The following is a 17,071-nucleotide window of genomic DNA, read 5'->3' as shown; positions in this document are numbered from 1 at the left end:
CAGGCCACGAACGTCAGCCCCCACCAGGGGCGGCGCAATGCAAGCAACAAGCACCAACCCCAGCCGGGGACGGCGCGGTGAAACGGAAGGGCTACGGGGGTCACAGGTGTCGCAGGTGGAGAACGTCGTCGGGGACCGGGTGCTGATCGCCATGCAGGCGGTCAACATCTCACGGCTCTCGACCCATCCGGTGCCGACCGTCCCCGGCACGCTCATCGTCGTCGCGGGCGCCGGGCCCAAGGACTCCAACGGTGCGGGCAAGTCGTCGTTCATCGCGTCGATCACGGCGCTGCTGGGTGACGAGCAGTGGCGTTTCGCCTCGGGCGCCAAGGCGGTGTCTGAGCTGCTGTTCAACGCCGAACTGGCCAGCGGCGCCGGCGCCCGCCAGTGGGCCAGCGCCGACCACGGCTACATCGTCGGCGTCTTCGGCCCGCCGGGCGCCTCCTTCGACCTCCCGTCGCACCCCACCGAACAGCCCACGACCCCTGCGGAGGCGGTGCCGACCGACCTCGTCGAGGCGCTGGCCTCGGTTTCCCCCGGCTCCGCGGCTCCCGGGGCAGGGTCTCCCCGACTCGGCGCGGGGCCGGAAGCCGCGGAGTCCGGCCCCGAGAGCGGTGAGCTGTTCGCCGTGCCCGACACGTCCGGCGGGGCCGTCACCGTGTGGCTCAAGGTCAACCAGGAGGCCCCCCACCTGGAGATCCGCTGGCGTGACGGCGTACACCTGGCCTCCGCGGCATCCGAGGCCGAGCGCGTGGTGCGCGCCGACGAGATGTGGGCGACGCTGCCCAAGTCCGCCGGGCGCCGCGACGTGGTGGCCCGCGACCTGACCAAGGTGCTGTACGGCGACCGCATCCGCTGCGTGTCGTTCCTGTCGACCTCGGTCCGGAGCAAGGTCGCCACCAACCTGCTCTCCCAGCCGCTCAACGAGATCTCGCCGGAGCGCGTGTTCGAGGCCATCGCGGCCCTCACCGGGCTCGACGCCGAGCTTGAGCAGGAGCGTGAGGCCCGCAGGGACGAGCACGCCAAGCGGGTGCGGGCGGCGCAGGCGGGTGATCGGCTGGCCGAGTTCGAGGCGGAGTCGAGGGCGTTGCTGACCACGTTCGACCGGCGCGATCAAGCGCGGATCCGGCTGGCCGACGCGCTGCGCTGCTGGCGTGGGCGGCAGGCTCGCAAGCTGGACGACGCGGCGGCCAAGGACGAGCTGCTGGTGGCCGAGCTCGAACGGCACCGGGGCGCGGGTGAGGCGGCGGCCGAGGCGATCTCCATGGTGAAGGCCGAGATCGCCACGCTGAAGGACGACACGCTCGACCGGCGGGTGGCGGAGGCGCGCAAGGAGCTGGCCGTGATGCAGGCGCGGGCCGCCAAGCTCGATGCCGACCGGGCCGTGGCGGAGAACTCCGCCGACGAGTTGCGCGGCCTGATTCCGGCGCTGGAGGAGACGCGCAGGTTCGCCGACGGCCGTGATGTGCCCACGGCCGAGCGGGAGCTGCGGGAGGCGCGGCTGCGGCTCAACGAGGCACTGAAGGCGCTGGGGGTGGCCGATCGCGAGGTGGCCTCCGCCCAGGCGGCGCTGGACGACGCCGAGGGCGGTCCGGCCGCGGCGCAGCTCAACGCGCTCGCCGCGGCCGGCGTCGGGGCGACCGGCCTCCTGGACGCGCTGGACGTGGCCGAGCAGGCGCGCGACTACGCCCGCGCCCACGGCCCCGAGAACGGATCCGCTGGTAAAGCGCCTCACGAGGGCGCCCGAGGAGCGGTCGAAGCAAGTGAGCTTGGGGCGATTGGGCCGAGCGGACCGGTCGGGGCCAACGGAGCGAGCGGGCTTGGGCTGGAGGAGTTGCGGGGTTGGCCGCATGAGCATGCGGTGATCGTCGACGCCGGTCAGCTTGAGGCCGCGGTGGCCGCGCTGGCCGGTCTGCCCGGGTCGGTGCTGGTGAGCGCTGCCGGGGTGAGCGTGGTGGGGGCGTTCGACGGGGAGGCGACCGGCCGGGAGGCGCGGATCAAGGCCGCCGAGCACCGGCTCAACCGGGCCAGGGACATCCAGGAGACGGCTGCGCAGGCCGTACGAGATGGGGAGGAAGGCGTCGCGGAGGGTCAGCGGCGGCTGGAGGGGGCCGAAGCGGGTGTGCGGCTCGCCGAGCTGGAGACGAAGCTGGCCGGGCGGCGGGCGCGGCTGGGCGAGCTGACGGCGGCGCTGGAGGAGCTGGCGCCCGCGGTGGCGGAGGCCGAGCGGCAGGCGGGCGCGCTCGACTTCCGGGCCCGTACGAAGGACATGGAGATCGAACGCCTGGAGGGGCGGCGGCAGCGGCACGAGGGCGAGCGGGCCCGGTCGCGTCAGGACGAGACCAGGGTGAACGGCGAGCGGGAGGCGCTCAAGGTCGAGGCGCTGACCGCCGACTGGGGCGGCACCGCCGAGGGGGCGCGTGAGTGGCTGAAGGCGCTGCCCGAGGACGAACGATCGCGTACCGCCGAGGAGTGGTGGCGCATGGCCGAACGCCATTTCGAACAGGCGCTGCAGGACACGTTCCCCGAGGAGGACGCGGAGATCCCGGAGGAGCTGCGGTTCCTGCTGTCCGAGCGTGGGGGGAGCACGGCGAGGGAGCAGGCGACGTTCACGGCGGTGTGCGGCTCGCTGGCCTCCTATCTGCGCGGGCAGGAGGAGTACGAGAAGCATCAGCGCCGCCAGATCGAGGCGCAGGTCGTGTCGCGGCAGCGCGACCTGGCCGCCGCCGACAAGGGCGCGGAGGAGGCGGCCAGCTCGACGGCCGTGCATCGGGCGGCGCTGACGGCGGCGATCAAGTCCAGGCTCACGCGGGTGGCGGAGGAGTTCGAGCAGCTCGACACGTCGTACGGAGGTTATGGGGCGACGCTGGAGTTCCCGGTGCCACCGGCGCCCGCGGACCCCGAACAGCGCTGGCAATGGCGCGTCACCCCGAAGTGGCGGCGTGGCGAGGGCCAGGGCTACGTCCCGTACAACCGGCGGGCCAACACCGCGCTCATGGACGAGAAGGCGGTCAAGCTGGTGTGCGCCGCGGCGATCGCGTCGTCCGGCGGCGGGCATCTGTGCCTGGTGCTCGACGAACTGGGCCGCAACCTGGGCAAGGAGCACCGGCGGGAGGCGGTGGCGCTGTTCCGCCGGATCGGCGAGACGTACGGGATCACGGTGATCGGGGCGCTCCAGGACGACATGGAGCCGTACGCGATCGACGCCTGTGGGCAGTACATCAAGCTCAGGCGTTCGTCGGACGCCATGCCGTACAACGAGCCGCCGGTGATCGTCGGACACGACGAGCACGCGGAGCGGGTACGGGCGTTGGCCGCTTATGTGGACAGGAGCGTTTGATCGGCGGAAGCGCCTCGCCTGTGCGGGGCCTACGTGATCGGCGACCCGCCCCACGTGTGTGCGGGGCTGCTATCTGAGCGCGGACGTGACTCACGTGTTTGCGGTGCTGCTACATGAGCGCGGACGTGCTCCACGGCTGCGGGCCGTCGTCTGATCGGTGGGCACGTCCAGGGCCGTCACCTGATCAGCGGGCCGACGTACGAGGCGCGGAGTCGGAGTAGGGAGCCCTTGGCGTACTCCTCCATCGCGTGGGCCAGCCATCCCGCCACCCTGGCCACCGCGAAGATCGCCTCGCCGGACCCAGGCAGCATCCCGGCGACGCCCACGAGGGTGGCGAGCGCGAAGTCGACGTTCCGGTCGGGCAGGCGTCGCCGGCGGACTTCGGCCAGTACGGCCCGCGCCACGGCGACGCGTTCGTGGTCCGGTGCGGCCTCCGCCACCAGGTCGAGCAGGAAGCTGCCGCGGGCGTCGCCGTTCTTGTAAACGCTGTGGCCGAAGCCGGGGATGCGCTCGCCCCTGCGTACCCGCTCGGCGATCACGCGGGTGGCCTGGCCGGGCTCGTTGACCTCGGTCAGCAGCCGTTCGGCCGCGTAGCACGCGCCGCCGTGCAGCGGGCCGCCGAGCACGCCGAGGCCGGTCAGCACCACGGCGTACGGGTCGGCCCGAGCGGAGGCGGCCACCCGGGCGGCCAGGGTGGAGGCGGCCAGTTCGTGGTCGGCGAGCAGCACGAGCGCTGCCCGCAGGGCGGCGAGGAGGGGCGGGCTGGCGGAGTGCGGAGACAGGCGGGACCAGAGCCGCTCGGCGATCGACTCGCCGCCTGGGGTGTGGAGGGCCGGCAGGGCGTCGACCAGGCCGGAGATGAGGCGACGGCCGGTGGCGGCGACGGAGGCGGGATCGAGCTGGTAGCGGAGCGAGTCGGTGGCGCCGAGCACCGTGGTGATCACCTGGAGGCGGTCCAGGGGCAGCAGTCCTTCGGGCAGGCCGCGCTGAGCTGCGACGGCGGCCTGCGACGTCTCGGGATCGCGCACCCAGCCGTGCACCCGACCGGGCATCCGGCCAGGCATTCCGCCAGGCCCACGCGGCATGCGCGCTGAGCCGGAGCCGTCCGCCGTACCGGAGCGGTGCTCGGAGGCGAGGGCCGTACCGGAGCGGTGCTCGGGGGCGAGGGCCGTACCGGAGCGGTGCTCGGATCCGTGGACCGTATCGGAGTGGTACTCGGAGGCGGGGGTGAAGACCTCGGGGTCTCCCGTCCACAGCCACTCGGCCACCGTCTCGAAGTCGGTGGTTCTGGCCAGGTCGAGGGCGTCGAGACCGCGATAGTACGGGCGGTCGAGGCCGAGTGCGGTGATGCCCGACTCGATGACCAGCTCCGGCGGCTGGTTGCGCGGCCGCCCGCGCCGGGCCAGCTGCTCGATCTCCCCCGCGTCGAACAGGCTGCGCCGATCATCACCGTGGCGGCGCTTGAGCACCCCGCGGCTCACGTACGCGTAGAGGGTGGCGGGCTTCACACCGAGCCGCTCGGCCGCCGTCGCCGCGTCGATCCACTCCACGCCCAGCCTCCCATGTTGATGAAAATCAATATTGATACACATTGAATGTGCGTGTCAACGTGTGGGCATGCCCAAAGTTCATTTCCTCGATGTGACCAACCGGGACGGCGTGCAGACCGCGCGCACCGGCCTCTCGAAGTTCGGCAAGACCATGGTCAACTTCTACCTGGCCAAACTCGGTGTGGCTCAGTCCGAGATCGGTTTCCCCTTCCTGTTCCATGAGGTCCCCTACGTACGGGCGCAGACGGCGCTGGCCGAGGCGGGCGCGTTCGGCGAGCTGCGACTGTCGGGCTGGTGCCGCGGCGTGCCGCAGGACGTGGAGAAGGCGGCGCCGCTCGGCCTGAAGCACTACAACCTGTCCATCTCCACGTCGGACTACATGATCCAGAACAAGTTCCGCGGCCGGCTCGACCGCGACGCGATCATCAGGGAGATGACGGCGGCCGTGCGGGCGGCCAAGTCGGCGGGCGCGCTGACCGTGGGCGTCAACGCGGAGGACGGGTCGCGGACCGATGACGGGTTCCTGCTGGAGTTCGCGCTGGCGGCCAAGGAGGCGGGCGCCGACCGGGTCCGCTACTGCGACACCATCGGCGGCGACACGCCCGACCGGATCCGCGAGCGCTTCGCCAAGCTGGCCTCGGCCGTCGGGATGCCGGTCGAGACGCACTGCCACAACGACCTCGGCCTGGCCGTGGCCAACTCCATCTCGGGCGCGCTCGGCGACCTGGAGGCTGGGCAGGACGCGTGGATCAACACCTGCGTGAACGGCATCGGCGAACGCTCCGGCAACGCCGACCTGCTGTCCACCATCCTCGCCTTCGAGCACGGCTTCGGGCTGGAGGCGGAGATCGGTGACGCCATCGATCTGTCATGGGCGCGCAGGTTCGGGCTGTGGGCGAGTTACGCGTTCGGGCAGGCTCTGCCGTACAACCAGGTGGGGGTGGGGCGGAACGCGTTCGCGCACGAGTCGGGCATTCACGCGGACGGGGCGCTGAAGGATCACGGCAACTACGAGTTGTACGACGAGGCGACGCTCGGGCCGTTCCCCGAGGACTGGCACGCGCGCAGCGGGCGGGTCGTGCTGACCGGTGAGTACGGCGGGAAGGCCGGGTTCAGGCACGTCATGGACGGGCTCGGCGTCGAGGTGCGGGAGGAGGAGCTGGCGTTCCGGCTGGTCCAGCTCTGCAACGCGATGACCGGACGGCCGCTCACGGACGACGAGCTGCGGCTGATCGCGGCTTATCCGCGGGAGCTGTCACTGCTGTTCCCCGGACAGGACTGAGCACCCTCCAAGCCCAGCGGTCGCGCCTGAGCACTCCCCGGCTGCGATGATCTCGCCGGCGTACCATCCGGTGTTCCGCTCCGCCGCGTCCACGGCAAGCTTCCAGTGATCGTGGTCAGTGCGTACTGGCCGCCGGCGCGACCGGCCTGCGACTGGGCGTCGTATGCGCTGGTCATGCAGTGGTAACTGCTCGTCCGTAGCCGGGCCGGTCGGAATGGTCGACGCCGTGCCCCGCCCAGCTGTACAGATGCAGGCTGATCCCGTCGGGGTCGTCGAAGACCAGGAGCCAGCCGACCGTTGCCTCGATCACCGGTGAGTGGGCGACGCCGAGGGTGTCGAGGTGGGCCGCCCAGGCATGGACGTCGGCGAGGTCGTCAACGGCGAAGCTGACCGGGTCGAACCCGACACATCCCTGTGCGGCGTCTCGGTTGACGCGCAGCGTGAGTTGGGTGTCGCCGAGACCGGGCACGGTGCCGGCGACACCGAGCACCGTGCCGTCGGCCTCTGGGAACTCCGTGGTCACGGCGAAACCGAAGACCTGCCCGTACCACTGCACGGACCGAGTGAGGTCGGAAACCGGGATCTTCACGTGATGGATGCCGGACAGGATCGGGCTGGTCATCGGACCCCCATATTGGGCGCAGTGCAACTGCGGCTAATATCTGTAGGATGAAGGGCATGGGCGGCGACGTCAAGAGGGCATATCGATCCGCGGCGCGCGCCGCGTCGGCAGCGGCCACTCGTGCGCGCATCCGAGACGCCGCCGCACGGCTTTTCGTCGAGCGCGGGTACGTCGCCACCACGATGCGGGAGGTCGCCTCCGCGGCGGGTGTCGGCGAACGAACGCTCTACGATGCGTTCCCGACCAAGGCGGCGCTGTTCACCCATACGCTGAGCGTGGCCACGGTGGGCGACGAGGAACCGGTACGGGTCTTCGACCGTCCCGAAATGACCGCCGCTCGCCACCAGGTCGACCCGCGGGCCACGATCGCGCAACTGATCACCTACAGCACCCATCTACTCGAACGCGCCGGCGACCTGATCATGGTCAGCGTCGAAGCGGCCGGCGCGGACCCCGACATGCGCGCCGCCGCCGACGCCGGGGCTGATGCCACCCACCGGGTGCATCTCGCCCTCACGACGGCGCTGCACCAGCGTGGCGCACTCCGCGACGGCCTCGATCCCACTACCGCGGCCGACACCCTCTACGCGCTCGCCTCACCCCACATGCACCAGCTACTGCGCCGGCACCGCGGCTGGCCGGTCGAGCGATACGCCGCCTGGCTCGAAAACGCCGCCACCCGCGAACTGCTCGGCTGAATTGACAACTGTCGTCTAAAAGGCTGCTACGGAATATCTCCAATAATTCGATCCACATCAGCGATCGCCCGCCTCTCACCCACAGCCCATTCGCTTATGCCAAGTCGCTCGATGTCCAGGACCTCTCCCGCATCCACCAACTTCAATTTATCAATATGGCGTAGTAGGCCGTTGACGTGAGAACATCAGGGGCGGTCCTGCGTGTGGGTCAAGCTATATGTACGTTCACCGCATGAAGTACATGCCACTCTGACTTGAGGAAGTTCACCGACCGTCCGAGCAGACGTGCCTCACGGCTTGCCGAGGTTTCTGAAGGAGAGACGTTGAACGACACGGTCGAAGCGCCGGGACGCGGCCGGCCGCTCGGGAGAATGCTCCCTGTCGCGCTCGCCGCCTCGCTGGTCTTATGCCTGGCGGTCATGGGGTCGGCGGTGTGGCGCGAGCACGAGCGGGCATCGGCGCAGGAGCGTGTCGCGGTGGCCCGCGGGCTCGCGCTGCATGCCGCGGAACTCCGCGATGACGACCCGGGCAAAGCACAGGACCTCGGATTGGCCGCGGTCAAAATCCACGCGGATGAGCAGACCCGGGCAGGGTTGATAGACACTCTCGTCATGTGGCGTCGTACGGACGTCTACTCGCTCGCCAGTAGCGGCGTCGATGGGGTGGCTCTCAGCGGCAACGGACGGATCGCTCTCACCGGGGACACCGATGGGGTGGGCGTGTGGGACCTCAAAACCTGGCTTGATCCCGAGGTCGCATTCACCGACAAAGCCGATCGGCTCGCCGTCCTGACGGGAAACAAGAAAGGCGTCAGCACACTGGAGTTGTCATTCGACGGCCACACCGCGTTGATCGGCGGCGACGATGGCGCCACGATCGTGTGGAATCTGACGGACCCGGCACATCCAGTCCGGCTCGCCACTTTGCCGGGCGAGCCGGAAGACGATTTCGCGAACAGCGTGCAGGCTGTGGCATTGACCCGTGACGCGCGCATCGCCATGACGGCCGATTTCAGCGGCAATATCATCGTGTGGGACCTAGCCAAACCCTCTCGTCCGGTGCGCCTGTCGATCACCAAAGCCCACGGTTCCCACATAGGAGATGTGAGACTGAGCGCGGATGGCCGGACCGCCGTCACCGGCGAGGACCATTCGGTGAGCGTCTGGGACCTGGCTGATCCCGTGCGGCCGGTCAAACGGGCCGATCTAGCGCTTCCTGCCGGCTTCGCCGAGGCGACGGCCATGAGCGCGGACGGGCGTACGATCGTCGTTGCGAACTGGAACCGGGCTGATGTCTGGAGGCTCGACGACCGGACGCATCCGACTCACGCCGCCATGCTGGCCCTGCCCGCAACGGACATGTACGACGTGGCCTTGACTCCAGACGGCAAGACCGCCCTCATGGCCGGTGGTAGTGGCACGGGTTTTCTGTGGGACCTTTCCGATCCGGCCCGCCCTGTCCGGCTGGCCAACCTGAAGGGATACACGCAGGAGATCAACAGCGTGGCGCTAGACGCTGATGGCGGAGTCGCCCTGATGGCCAGTCCCGACAGGGGGTTGTCCGTGTGGAACCTCGCCGATCTGCGGGAGATCGTCGCGGATCCAGTGGAAACCATGTGCGGGAGCATGGCTGACCAGAAGACCATCAGTAAGGCGGACTGGACTCGGTTCGCGGGCGACGCGGACTGGTCCGACTATGGCGAGGACCCCGTCACGGGCAAGCTTTCCGTCTGCTTCATCCGCTGAGTTTCGGGCTGGCGATCGCCTCCGCTTAGGTCGAAGCCGACTCCACAGGCCTCAGCGCTTGCTCGGACTCCCGTCCCGGACAGCGAAGGGTGTCAAAAGCAGGCCCAAGAGGCTGACTGCGCCATCGCCGCCGGTGCGCGGAGGTGGTGCCGATCACCGAGTCCCGATAGCGGTTCAGCCGGCGGATTAATCAGCTCATAACATGTGTGCATGCTGATCGAGGAGCGGACCGTTGCCGATGCCGACCTGGCCGGGTTGCTCGATGCGGCGTTCGCCGAGTTGGTGCGCCGTTACGGTGCCGAGGGTCGGTCTGTTGTCAAGGCGGGAGCTCGCTATCTCGTCGCCTACGTCGGGACCTGTGCTGCCGGGTGTGGCGCCATTCAGCCGGCGGGTGCGGACATGGGTGAGCTCAAGCGCATGTACGTCGCGCCCGAATTCCGTGGGCGGGGAATCGCCCGCATGCTTCTGGCTGCGCTGGAGGACCTGGCCCGGGAGATGGGATACCAGACCGTGCGCTTGGCGACAGGCGTCAAGCAGCCTGAGGCGATCGCTCTGTACGAAGACAGCGGATACGTGCTTGGCGAGCGCTATGGGATGTACACGAATCAGCCGTTGACCCGCTGCTATGAGAAAGCGCTGGGGCCCGGCACCGAAGGGCGACCGGACCCCGCGGTAACCACGGAGATGATCCGGCCGTGATGCGGTGACACCCACTCAGCGCGTGTAGAGGCCGTCGAGGCGGCCGCGGGCCAAGGCTGGGCCGATTGCGGTGACGAGCACCGCCCTGGGCTTGGCGGTGTCGAGCGGCGCGTCGCCTTCCGCCGAGGTGATGGCGGTGGGCAGGGCGAACAGCTGGAAGACGGGATGCGGGTGGGAGAGTCGATGTCCTGGACGACCAGCAGCAGCTGGGCTGTGCCTTCGGGTGTGCCACTCCAGGCAAGAGCGGGAGAGCGGTTCTCGCCACCGGCGCGCTTGCCGGCGTGGGCCTTGGGGATCACACCCTCGTGTTCGAAATCGGAGCTGTTCAGGCCCAGCACCTCAGGTCCGGCCAAGGCGGGGAGGTTCCAGGCCAGATGAGCTTCGCCGGCGCGCTTGTTCTTGAGCAGGGTTCCCAGAATCGTCATGGTGTATCGTCCCTCACCAGCGAACTGCCGTGAAGTCGATCGGGCCGGGCCGTAGTAGTCGCGTACGTTCTGCCAGCGCTCGCAGCCGCCGGGACATCTCGTCGGCGGTCAGGCGGTGGCGGTCACCGTGGCCTGGCAGGATCCATTGGAATCGCAGCCGCCCGGCCGTCCTGGTCAGGGAGGCGGCCAGTTCCTCGATGGAGTACCAGGTCACGCTGTCCGCGACTTCCAGATCGCCGGTGGTGCGTGACCAGTAGAAGCTGTCTCCGCTGAAGCAGTATCGATCGTCCGCGAGATAGAGCACGCTGCCCCGGGTGTGGCCGGGCAGCGGATGGGCGGTGACGCCCTCGCCGATCTCCAGAGGTTCCAGGCCTCGGATCACCTTGTCCGCGTTCGGTGCCGCGTCGAGGTCGCCCTCATGGATCCACAGGTGGGCGCCGAAATGGTCCGCGTAGCGGCGGCCGTGTGCGGCGTGGTCTCGGTGTGTGAGCAGTACATCGGTGACCTGGCCCGAGGCCGCGTAACGCGCGGCGAGTTCACGGCTCCAGCGCGGTGTGTCGATCATCATGACCGTGCCGGAAGGCCGCAGGAGCAGGTAGGAGTTGGCGCCGGCGGCCTGCCGGGAGTTGTGTCCGCACAGCAGTACGTCGTCGTCCAAGGCCATCGGAAAAGGGTCGAGCGCCTGGTCCAGCGGCCCGGATGCCGGGCGGATCGAGCGGGTGGGGCAGGCGAAGGCGGCCGCGTGGAGGCGCTGTATCTCCGCCTCGTCGCTCGGCGGGCGCAGGACCTGCGACCTTCCGCCGACCTCGCCGATCAGGTCGGGCGCGAGTTGCCGGGCGGCATCGCAGTTCATGCAGCGGTCGTCCACATACCAGTCGTCCATGGCAGGACTCCTTCCCATGGGGGGACGCCCCGGAAATCAGGCCCTCAGGAGTGACATATTAGCTTCTCAGTTAAGTATCTGAACGATGAAGATAAATGGCGACCCGCGTGCCCGTCAAATCGCAGGGCGACCAGAACGACGAACCGGCCATCAGCTGACGTGGGCGTACAGGGGCGTGCTGACCGTTGGCCCGCTCATCGAGTGAAGGCCCAGCGGCGGCATCAGACCGGCGAACCGGGTACGCCGTAGTACAGGCGGCACGATCACCGGGAGACACCACGATGTTGATCGACGCGACACCGATAGGCGGCCCGACGGCATGGACCAGGTCCACCCTGCGCGAACCGGACTGGCTGCACCACATCGACCAACCGCTCTTCCACGCCTCAGCGCTGACGCTGCCGGCCAAGAAGGCCAAGGCCGCCCTCGAAGAGGGTCCCGGTCTGATGGTGATCCGGGGGTGGCCGGTCGAGGGCTGGTCTGAGGAGCAGATCGACCAGCTGTGCTACACGTTCGGCTCGCTCATCGGCACGCCACGCGCCCAGAAGACCGGCCTGGTGACCACCGGCGAGAATCAGCCGCGCAGAGGCATGGACGACCAGGGGCTCGCCTTCCACACCGACCGGGGCGGCCCGCCCGGCCCGCCGCATCTGGTCGGCCTGCTCTGCCTCCGCGCGGCCGTTCGCGGCGGAGAGTCGCTGATGGTGAGCGGCCACTCCGTACATGACCGGCTTCTGGAAGAGCGTCCCGACCTGCTGCCGGAGCTCTACGAGGACTTCCACTTCGGCGCGGGCACGGTCACCGACTTCGACCGCGTCTATCCGGTCTTCGAGCGACGGGCGGGCCGGGTCCGGGTCCAGTACAACCGCCACTGGATCGAACGCGGCCAGGAAGCCGCCGGGAAACCACTGACGCCAGGCGCTGTGGCCGCCCTGGACGCTTTCGACGAGATCCTCACCGATCAGGGCCTGGTGCTGCGCTTCTCGCTACGGCCGGGCGATCTCCTGCTCGTCAACAATGACGTGGTCCTGCACGGCCGTACCGCGTTCACCGATGACTCGCGCGCCCGCCGCCGCCTCGCCCGGATCTGGCTCGACTAGAGACGGGGCGCGGGTCATGAGCCGGCCTTGTCATAGATCCCCAGCGTCCAGGTGCTGCCCTTCTGAGGGCCGAGCTCGGCCGCCAGCCGTTCCGGCATCTTGGGGACCGCCTCGCGATCCCACGGTCGATCGCATCTCCCCTCCCGCCGGTCGGCAAGCGTGCAACTGGGCGAGCCCATGATCGGCGTGTCGGCGGGGAAGACCCAGATCTCCAGGGTCTGCTGTGCCCACAGCCAGTCCGGTGTCACGGACTTCTCGTCGTTCTGGATGTCGAGGCCGCTCCCCCGTACACCGCATCGGCCGAAAGTGCTCCATGTGGCCTTCGCGTCCCGCACCAGCAGCCACACCTTCGGATCGGCGCACTTGATCGCGAAGCCGGTGTAGACGCTGGTCGGCTGGAACGTGACCCGCACCCTCTCCCCCACGGCCCGGTAGGTCTGGCCGAAGAGCAGCGACAGCGGCCCCTGCGGGCTCGTCACGGTCGGCGGGAGTCCAGTCGCCGTCAGGACGTGTGCCGTGGAGCCCGCGATCGGAGCGCCGAGCGACGGCACCATCACCCCGGCGAAGGCCACGACCGCCGCGGCGGCCCCCGCCAGCGCCGCTCCCGTCGTCACCCGCCTGCGCAGCCGCGTCCTGGCTCCCCGCCGCCTGATCTCGCTCACCAGGGGCGCCCGCCCGTCGTCGCGGGCGCTGTGCTCGGCGAACACCATCCGCAGGTCGTCCTCGGTGTACTGGGTCATGAAAGCGCCTCCATCTTCAGCTCGTGCAGTCCGGGATCCACCCGAAGCCGCGCCAGCGCCCTGCTGAGCTGCTTCTTCACGCTGCCCTCCGAACAGCCGAGCGCGTCGGCCACCTGCTGCGGGGTCAGATCCTCGAAGTAGCGCAGGACGAGGACCGCCCGTTGCCGGGGCGGCAGGTCGCCGACCGCCACCCAGAGGGCCGAGCGTTCCGCGACACTCGTCTCGAAGCCCGGCTCGATCAGGCCCTCGGGCAGCACTTCGGTCGGCACCTCGTTCCGCCAGCGCCGCCGCCACCACGAGGCGTGCGTGTTGACGAGGATCCGGTACACGTACCGGTCGGGGTCGGCCTCGATCCTGCGCCACACCCCCCACGCCTTGACCAGCGCGGTCTGCACCAGGTCCTCGGCTGTCGCCCAGTCCCTGGTCAGCAGGTACGCCGTACGGCACAACCGCTCATGTCGTTGCCCGACATACTCGGCGAACCCATCCGCCATCGTGTCCTCCAGCTCGGTACCGCCTCACGGTGTACTACCGGCTGGAGGGGCGCTCCGGGTGACAAGACCGCCGACTTGCAGGCCGGTGGCGACCAGCGGCGGCACCGCTCCGCCCAGCACGCCGCCGAGGCCGTGGGCGCGGGGCCATGCCGGGGAAGAACGCGGTGTTGAACACCAGCGCGGCGGCCGTGCCGTAGATGTAGAAGTCGTAGAACTCGACTGGTGACCGCGACCCTCGAACGGCTAGGCACCGCGTCCTCTCGCTATGTGGAAGAGCGTCTTGTGCAGTGGTACGGAGACGCTGCCACCTGGGTAATCAAGCGACCCCTTGACTCATTCTCGGTACGAGTGAGAACGTTATCAAAGCATGACTGAGAACGTTCTCAAACGGAACTGGGAGACATCCGTGACCGACCTGCTGCCGCTCAAACCGATCGAGTCCGACCTGGCCGAGAAGACCCGCGAGACGCTCGACCAGCGCGCCCGGCTGGACGAGCTCGTCTCGGGCGCCATCGACAGGGGCCTGCGCAACGTGTTCTTCGTGGGCGCCGGCGGCTCACTCATCGCCGCCTACCCGGGCCACTACCTGCTCGAGAACGAAGGCACCTGGCCCGTCTACAAGCTGCAGAGCGACGAGCTCAACACCGGCCGCCCGCGGCGTCTGGGGGACGGCTCGCTGGTGTTCCTCGCCTCGTACACCGGCAAGACCAAGGAGACCGTCGCCGCCGCGCAGTACGCCAAGAGCACCGGCGCGACCGTGGCCGTGGTGACCAAGGAGGGTGGCCCGCTCGCCGAGGCGGCCGACGTGGCCTTCACCGGCAAGAGCGACCTGTTCATGCAGTTGGCGGCCTACGCCCTGCTGCGCAGGTCAGGGGTGGAACGCGACTGGGCACTGCTCGACCGGGCCCTCGACGCGCTCCCGGAGGCCATGGTCGCCACCGCGCACGAGGGTGAGGAGCGGGCGCGGGTCATCGCCGAGGCGCTGAAGGACGAGCCGATCACCTATGTGCTCGGGTCGGGCCCCAGCTATGGCTGGGCGTACGGGCTGGCCATGTGCTTCCTGCAGGAGATGCAGTGGAAGCACGCGGCGGGCTTCAACTCGGGCGAGTTCTTCCAGGGCGCGTTCGAGGTGATCAACGACGACGTGGCGGTGATCAACCTGCTCGGCGAGGACCCGTCGCGGGCCATGGCCGAACGGGCGAAGCGCTTCCTCGACACGTACGCGACCAAGAAGACCTTCCACATCGACACGGCGGACCTCACGCTGCCCGGCATCCCGACGGCGCTGCGCGGCGAGGTGTCCGCGCTGGCGATCGCCGTGCTCATGGACCGGCTGGCCCGCCACTACGAGGCCGTGCGCGGCCACGACCTGGACAAGCGCAACTACATGTTCCAGGTGGATTACTGATCCCCTCGCCGGGCGGCGACCCCTCTCAGAGCGATTCGCCGCCCGGCGACACTCTCGGAAAGGAGGCGGTTTGTCGGTCGAGCTCGTCATCTTCGACTGTGACGGGGTGCTCGTGGACAGCGAGCGCATCTCCGTGCGCGTGGGCACGGCAGCGCTGCGGGAGCTGGGGTGGTCGATCGATGAGGAGGAGTACGCCGCCCGGTTCGTCGGGTGCAGCGACGAGGAGTGGGATCGGGTCGTCGGGGACGTCCCGCCGGGGTGGCGTGAGCGGCTGACGGCGGCGCACGAGGCGGCGCTGGCGGCGGAGCTCGTTCCCGTGCCGGGGATCGTGGCGGCCCTGGACCAGCTCAGTGTGCCGGTGTGTGTGGCGTCCAACGGGAGTCACGCGAAGATCCGCCGCAGTCTTGAGCTCACGGGGCTGGCGGAGCGGTTCGGCGGGAACGTGTTCAGCGCCGAGGATGTGGCGCGGGGGAAGCCCGCGCCCGATCTGTTCCTGTTCGCGGCGCGTGCGGTGGGGGTGCCGGCCGAGCGGTGCGTGGTGGTGGAGGACAGCGCTTACGGGGTGATGGCGGCGGAGGCTGCGGGCATGCGCTGCCTGGCGCTGGTCAACGGCCTGGTTCCGACGTCACGCCTCTCCCCCGCCACCCTGATCTCCGACGCCGCCCTGCTGCCGTCCCTGATCGCGTAGCTTCCCGTTTCATGCGAAAGGCGATCTTCCTGTACGGCAAGCATGGGCCGGCCCCACCCACCGCACGTGGCTGAGGGCCTCCAGGAATACGCCCGCTGAACCCGCACGGGGCGAGCCGCCGATACGTGCGCCCGTGAGGTTGTGCGGCGGGGGCGGTCACCCCGGCACGAGGGCGGCGGCAAGGCACAGACCTCGGATCATGCCCGCTCTGCGCCGGCCGCCCAGGGCGAAACCGGCCCGGCGGTGACCGCGCTGGGCAGGAGCAGTGCCCCGAGTGCCAGCCCGATCAGCCCGGCGATGACCGGCGCGCCGGTCCACAACTCGGGCACGGTGGGCAGGCCACCCCCCACGGCCGAGGCGACCCCGATGTACAGCGACCAGGTGGCGAAGGCCGACAGTCCGGCGAAGGCCCAGTAGGCGGCGCGCCGCTCACCCGACGGCCGCAGCCGGCGGATCAGCAGGTCGCTCACGAACCCGGCGGCCACGAACGACAACAGGATCGGCACGTTGCGGAACCCCGTCTGGGCACCCGGCATCAGCACCATGATCGCGTACATGACGGTCACCGAGCCGAACGGCAGCAGCCAGCGGCGCACCAGGAACAGCACCGGGCTGAGCATGATGACATTGGTAATGACCATCGCGGCGGCCATCCGCTCGGCGCTTGGGCCCACCGGCGCGGGGCCGGCACCCCCCGGCCCGGCGCCCTGCGGCCCGGCGCCCGAGTCCTGCAGCATGGAGAACGCCTGGACGATGCCCGCGGGGCGGTACTGCATGGCGTCGCCGTACGACAGGAACAGCAACACCAGCGTGGTGGCGAACGCGAGCCCGATCAGCGCGGGCAGCAGGCGGCCGAGTGCCGGCCGGGCGCCGATGTCGGGGGCGTTCCACGCCGAGCGCAGCGGTGTCGTGATGATGAGCATCATCGTCACGACGAGGCCGAGGTGGGACGGGCTGAAAAAGATGTTGATGGTCGTCTCGATGCCGAGAATGGTGTGCCACATCATGTCGGCGAGCCCGAAGGCGGCGAACGCGGGAATCGCTACCAACCCGGCGAGATAACCGGTGGGGACGGCCACCAACCCCTGCCGCCCGGCACGCACGTTGCGCCAGACCTGCCAGATGATCCAACCGGAGACCACGGCGAAGCCGGAATAGAACACCGCGTGCCATGGAGTGAAGAAGGTCTCCAGCTCCGCCAGGTTGCTGTGCGCCCAGGCGTCGATCATCAATCCGACCCCGAACCAGATGCCGAGCAGCGCCGTCACCAGATCTGTCCTGGGGGACACCCACCCACGGGGCTCCCCCGTGTCCACCATGAATCGCCGAATGCCGGATGCCACTTCATGCTCCCTTTCCGTCAAGCCGTCGCTGGGGTCGTCAAGGCGATACAGCGC

At 69.4% G+C, this 17,071-nt stretch carries 15 protein-coding genes; 8 read left to right on the top strand and 7 right to left on the bottom strand.

Translation table 11 applies throughout. The annotated features are described in order from the left end of the window. Positions 1-106: 106 nt before the first annotated feature. Positions 107-3,340 (top strand): chromosome partitioning protein ParA, encoded by a 3,234-nt coding sequence (locus ACGFNP_RS28230; RefSeq protein ID WP_393323976.1) that lies wholly within the window; start codon positions 107-109, stop codon positions 3,338-3,340. A 176-nt stretch (positions 3,341-3,516) separates the two neighbouring features. Here ACGFNP_RS28230 and ACGFNP_RS28225 read toward each other — a convergent pair whose 3' ends face one another. Continuing rightward, the gene (locus tag ACGFNP_RS28225) at positions 3,517-4,890 is read right to left on the bottom strand and encodes a citrate synthase (RefSeq protein ID WP_393323973.1); all 1,374 of its coding nucleotides are present in this window, start codon (positions 4,888-4,890) and stop codon (positions 3,517-3,519) included. 67 nt (positions 4,891-4,957) lie between these two features. Between ACGFNP_RS28225 and ACGFNP_RS28220 the strand changes: the two genes are divergently transcribed. Beyond that, positions 4,958-6,172, top strand: a complete 1,215-nt coding sequence (locus ACGFNP_RS28220; RefSeq protein ID WP_393323970.1) for a LeuA family protein — start codon at positions 4,958-4,960, stop codon at positions 6,170-6,172. Between the two features lie 172 nt (positions 6,173-6,344). Here ACGFNP_RS28220 and ACGFNP_RS28215 read toward each other — a convergent pair whose 3' ends face one another. After that, positions 6,345-6,794 carry a VOC family protein gene (locus ACGFNP_RS28215; protein ID WP_358313349.1) on the bottom strand — a complete coding sequence of 150 codons (450 nt, stop codon included), beginning with the start codon at positions 6,792-6,794 and terminating at the stop codon, positions 6,345-6,347. 47 nt (positions 6,795-6,841) lie between these two features. Here ACGFNP_RS28215 and ACGFNP_RS28210 point away from each other — a divergent pair, with 47 nt between their 5' ends. The 3 genes from ACGFNP_RS28210 to ACGFNP_RS28200 all read left to right on the top strand — a co-directional run bounded on the left by ACGFNP_RS28210 (position 6,842) and on the right by ACGFNP_RS28200 (position 9,936). Then, on the top strand, positions 6,842-7,492 hold the full coding sequence (locus ACGFNP_RS28210; RefSeq protein ID WP_358313352.1) for a helix-turn-helix domain-containing protein: 651 nt from the start codon (positions 6,842-6,844) through the stop codon (positions 7,490-7,492). Between the two features lie 323 nt (positions 7,493-7,815). Next, positions 7,816-9,237, top strand: a complete 1,422-nt coding sequence (locus ACGFNP_RS28205) for a WD40 repeat domain-containing protein (protein ID WP_393323966.1) — start codon at positions 7,816-7,818, stop codon at positions 9,235-9,237. 210 nt (positions 9,238-9,447) lie between these two features. Then, positions 9,448-9,936 (top strand): GNAT family N-acetyltransferase, encoded by a 489-nt coding sequence (locus ACGFNP_RS28200; protein WP_393323963.1) that lies wholly within the window; start codon positions 9,448-9,450, stop codon positions 9,934-9,936. Here the strand turns inward: ACGFNP_RS28200 and ACGFNP_RS28195 are convergent. Further along, the gene (locus ACGFNP_RS28195; protein WP_393323960.1) at positions 9,861-10,361 is read right to left on the bottom strand and encodes a hypothetical protein; all 501 of its coding nucleotides are present in this window, start codon (positions 10,359-10,361) and stop codon (positions 9,861-9,863) included. The genes ACGFNP_RS28200 and ACGFNP_RS28195 overlap by 76 nt on opposite strands. Positions 10,362-10,374: 13 nt before the next feature. Beyond that, entirely contained in the window at positions 10,375-11,244 is an 870-nt protein-coding gene (locus tag ACGFNP_RS28190) for a 4Fe-4S domain-containing protein (protein WP_393323957.1), read from the bottom strand. Positions 11,245-11,525: 281 nt separating this feature from the next. Here ACGFNP_RS28190 and ACGFNP_RS28185 point away from each other — a divergent pair, with 281 nt between their 5' ends. After that, positions 11,526-12,344: a TauD/TfdA family dioxygenase gene (locus tag ACGFNP_RS28185; RefSeq protein ID WP_393323955.1), complete on the top strand. Its 819-nt coding sequence runs from the start codon at positions 11,526-11,528 to the stop codon at positions 12,342-12,344. A 14-nt stretch (positions 12,345-12,358) separates the two neighbouring features. Here the strand turns inward: ACGFNP_RS28185 and ACGFNP_RS28180 are convergent, their stop codons facing one another. Continuing rightward, complete coding sequence (locus tag ACGFNP_RS28180; RefSeq protein WP_393323952.1) at positions 12,359-13,084, bottom strand: hypothetical protein; 726 nt, start codon at positions 13,082-13,084, stop codon at positions 12,359-12,361. Then, positions 13,081-13,578: a SigE family RNA polymerase sigma factor gene (locus ACGFNP_RS28175; protein ID WP_393323949.1), complete on the bottom strand. Its 498-nt coding sequence runs from the start codon at positions 13,576-13,578 to the stop codon at positions 13,081-13,083. Before ACGFNP_RS28175 ends, ACGFNP_RS28180 begins: the two co-directional genes overlap by 4 nt. Before the next feature lie 367 nt (positions 13,579-13,945). On the opposite strand from ACGFNP_RS28175, the gene ACGFNP_RS28170 reads away from it, so the two are divergent. Further along, positions 13,946-14,986: an SIS domain-containing protein gene (locus ACGFNP_RS28170; protein WP_393323946.1), complete on the top strand. Its 1,041-nt coding sequence runs from the start codon at positions 13,946-13,948 to the stop codon at positions 14,984-14,986. Between the two features lie 70 nt (positions 14,987-15,056). After that, a complete protein-coding gene (locus ACGFNP_RS28165; protein ID WP_393323943.1) occupies positions 15,057-15,674 on the top strand; it encodes an HAD family hydrolase in 618 nt (205 codons plus the stop codon). A gap of 197 nt (positions 15,675-15,871) precedes the next feature. On the opposite strand, the gene ACGFNP_RS28160 is transcribed toward ACGFNP_RS28165, so the two are convergent. Next, positions 15,872-16,963 (bottom strand): hypothetical protein, encoded by a 1,092-nt coding sequence (locus tag ACGFNP_RS28160; RefSeq protein WP_393323940.1) that lies wholly within the window; start codon positions 16,961-16,963, stop codon positions 15,872-15,874. Between the last annotated feature and the right edge of the window lie 108 nt (positions 16,964-17,071).

The sequence above is a fragment of the Nonomuraea sp. NPDC049269 genome (assembly GCF_043197155.1).
In the GTDB taxonomy this organism is placed as follows: domain Bacteria; phylum Actinomycetota; class Actinomycetes; order Streptosporangiales; family Streptosporangiaceae; genus Nonomuraea.
This window is presented reverse-complemented; position numbering and strand designations above follow the sequence as displayed.